A 2,971-nucleotide genomic window follows, 5' to 3' on the forward strand; every position below is an offset into this window, starting at 1 on the left:
CACTATTACTTATTCTGAGCTAGTGGGATAATCATTATATTTTTTATCTGGAAAAGTGGTGCTCAATTAATATACCATGTATGATCTACGAAACCAACCAACAAATTCTGGTAATTATACAATGTTAAACTAGTATAAATAAAAAAGTGTGTACAGCTATCTAAATGCCTATACACACATCATTCGGAATTACTGATGTCGTTTAAATGGATTTTCCACTCCATCAACGTTGCGTTATTTAGGAACTCTTTGTCTTCTAAATAAGGTAATCTCCCACAACACAACAAAAAAGTTAAGAAAGGATCCTTTATTTCTCCATGAACTACTCTATCTACGTATTCTTCTGCGGTTAATATGTTTGGAATGTCTATGATACCCAGGCATACGTCCCCCGACTAACACTCGTTCTAACCCTTCATGGATGACTACTTCATACATGGACTGCATAAGCCACTTTCCTTAATCCAATTTTCGGTAGGATGCCGAACACAAATATCTACAACATAGAGTGTATTACCGTTTGGGTTGTGATTTCGAATATAACTGTCATTGTTATCTCTTCCTAAGTATGATTTGGGTGTTTCGGGTCAAAGTCAACTATTAAACTAGTCATCGATCCCACTAAATATCCATCAACTTCTACACAAAGTCTCCTTCAGGAAAAAGATTCACATGATTTGTTAACTATCCATTATTCCATCAAAGTTCAGAAGGAAACGGAGGAGGGAAAACTTTCCCGCTGGATATCAATTAATTGATCAAAATCAGAAGAATTATAATTTCGAATCACCATATCAAAATTATTTCCTTCATTAAATAAACTAAATTGTTTTCTGTAAGCCATATACTCTTGCAACTCCTTCATCAGACTTATCGTCTTGATGAAATACTTGCTTGCTTAAGTCTGGATAAATATCGAATCTACGATCACGCCAAGTAGTTACAGAACCATTGGCTCTTACTTCATATAATAAGGAAAGATCAAGATCCGCAGTAATGATCATGTCATTATTGATATCCCCTTCCATTAGTAGCCCTTGTTGCGGGAATGGAATATCATTCGGAGTGATAACCGCTGCTTGTCCATAATTGGCACGCATAAAATCAACCGTTGGAAGAGAACCGATAGTACCTGTAGTTACAACGTATAGTTGATTTTCGATGGTTCTTGCATGACAGCTGTAGCGAACACGGTGGAAGCCATGACGATCATCTGTACAAGACGGACAGAAAACAACATCAGCGCCCATCCCCCGGACCATACGAACCACTTCAGGGAATTCAATATCATAGCAAGTCAATAGAGCGATTTTCCCTTTCGAAGTTTCAAAGATTTGTAGGGAATCACCTGGTGTTAGATTCCAATCATGAACCTCAGTTGGTGTGAGGTGGAGTTTCGGTTGTTCTCCAATTCGTCCATCTGGGTAAAAAATATGAGCTACATTATAAAGTTTATCTCCTTTACGAACGATATGAGTTCCTCCGATAATGTGCATATCCATTTCATAAGCAAGAGATGACATTAGATCATAGTATCTATCAGTATAATTTGGCAGATTCTCAATTGTTTGAGAAGTACCAAGTTCATTAGGAATAGAAAGGAGTTGTGTCGTTAAGAATTCTGGAAACAACACAAAGTCAGATTTAAACTCAGCAGCTGTTTTTACATAATGAGAGACTTGCTCAGCAAATTCCTCAAAGCTACCGATCGAATGAAGATGATATTGAACAGGTGAAACACGCATTTTCATTAGATATACCCCCCTTAAAAAATCAATAAGAAGAATATATCACAGAACAATATAACTGACTATGGTTTTGGCTCAGAAATAGCTACTAATTTTCCTTTTCTCCAATCATTTATATACCATTGCTAACTTAATTTGCTTCTTGATTCTCTAAATATGGTTGATACATCATGATTGCATAATTCTCACCAACAAATTGATCATCTATTTCTTCCAATTGCCCATTGTACACTATACGATAAATTGTATTATGGCGAACATAATCACCCCAAAAAGCCATTTTCATTTCATGAGATCCTTCGTAAACTTGATATGTTTCTAGTTGAGGATGATGGCAATGCCACTCCCCCACCAAATAAGAGTCTGTCACCTTGAGACGAAGCTGATAGGTGTTACTAGTTTTATTTTCTATCTGTAGATCCAAATAATTATAAGCACAAGTAGCCCCACTACCAAAGGGCTGGGTTCGATTACTATCTGGGAAGACATCGAAACTATGACGATATCTTTCCGTAACAGTTAAGGTAGTGTGTAGAGTCATCCAATAAAGCAAATTGGATAATTGGCAAAGACCTCCACCTACACCAGGCATGAACTTCCCACAGTGCAATACCATTCCATCCACATACCCTTTTCTTTTGGTAGGTTTTCCTATGGAGCACCAATAGGAAAATGTCTCGCCTGGCTTAATGACTAATCCGTCTAATTCTTTTATGGCTAATTTCAAATTTATAATTTTATTAGTCTGATACCAGATGTCTACATTTTGAAGCTTTCTTAAAAGTGGTGTCTGATGAGTAAAAGCTATATGAGGAAGATTCTGATCAAGAAACATACGGGAATAATGATTTCTGTGAAGATACCAGATGATTCTTCGTTTATTGGTGTAGAACAACTTTCCACAGGCAATTCTTAATTTGGAGCGTTTTTTTTGGTTTAACTTCGACTAAATTCATTCCGTTACCTCATTTTCATATATTTGCCTTACTCATAAGAACTTAATTACTTCCAATTACTTTTATTAATTCGTTATCTACCCTCGTTTCTCCTTTGGTTTTTTCTTATATAACCCTCAAAAATAAAACCGTTTTATCGAACACTATAACCAAAATCAGAGGGATTTTCTGAAAGGAGGTGAATGTCGGTAGTATGGCTACATTTACGAGGAATTTTCTCTTCTTGGGGTCCCCCTGTGTTAGCATGGTTGTCATAAGGTTCCATAG

At 36.5% G+C, this 2,971-nt stretch carries 1 protein-coding gene and 2 pseudogenes; all 3 read right to left on the reverse strand.

Annotated elements, in window-relative coordinates; all coding sequences use genetic code 11:
* Nucleotides 1–179: 179 nt before the first annotated feature.
* Nucleotides 180–844 (reverse strand): annotated as a pseudogene (locus RZN25_18175) (GNAT family N-acetyltransferase).
* Nucleotides 822–1,751 (reverse strand): carbon-nitrogen hydrolase family protein, encoded by a 930-nt coding sequence (locus RZN25_18180; protein ID MEQ6378732.1) that lies wholly within the window; start codon nucleotides 1,749–1,751, stop codon nucleotides 822–824. The pseudogene RZN25_18175 and the gene RZN25_18180 overlap by 23 nt, the downstream one beginning before the upstream one ends.
* Before the next feature lie 127 nt (nucleotides 1,752–1,878).
* Nucleotides 1,879–2,704, reverse strand: a pseudogene (locus RZN25_18185) (VanW family protein).
* Nucleotides 2,705–2,971 lie beyond the last annotated feature (267 nt).

This window comes from Bacillaceae bacterium S4-13-56, assembly GCA_040191315.1.
Taxonomy (GTDB): Bacteria; Bacillota; Bacilli; order Bacillales; family JAWJLM01; genus JAWJLM01.

Coding starts and splice junctions, on each gene's coding strand:
- RZN25_18180 (MEQ6378732.1), bottom strand. CDS start 1,751: ATGAAAATGCGTGTTTCACCTGTTCAATATCATCTTCATTCGATCGGT.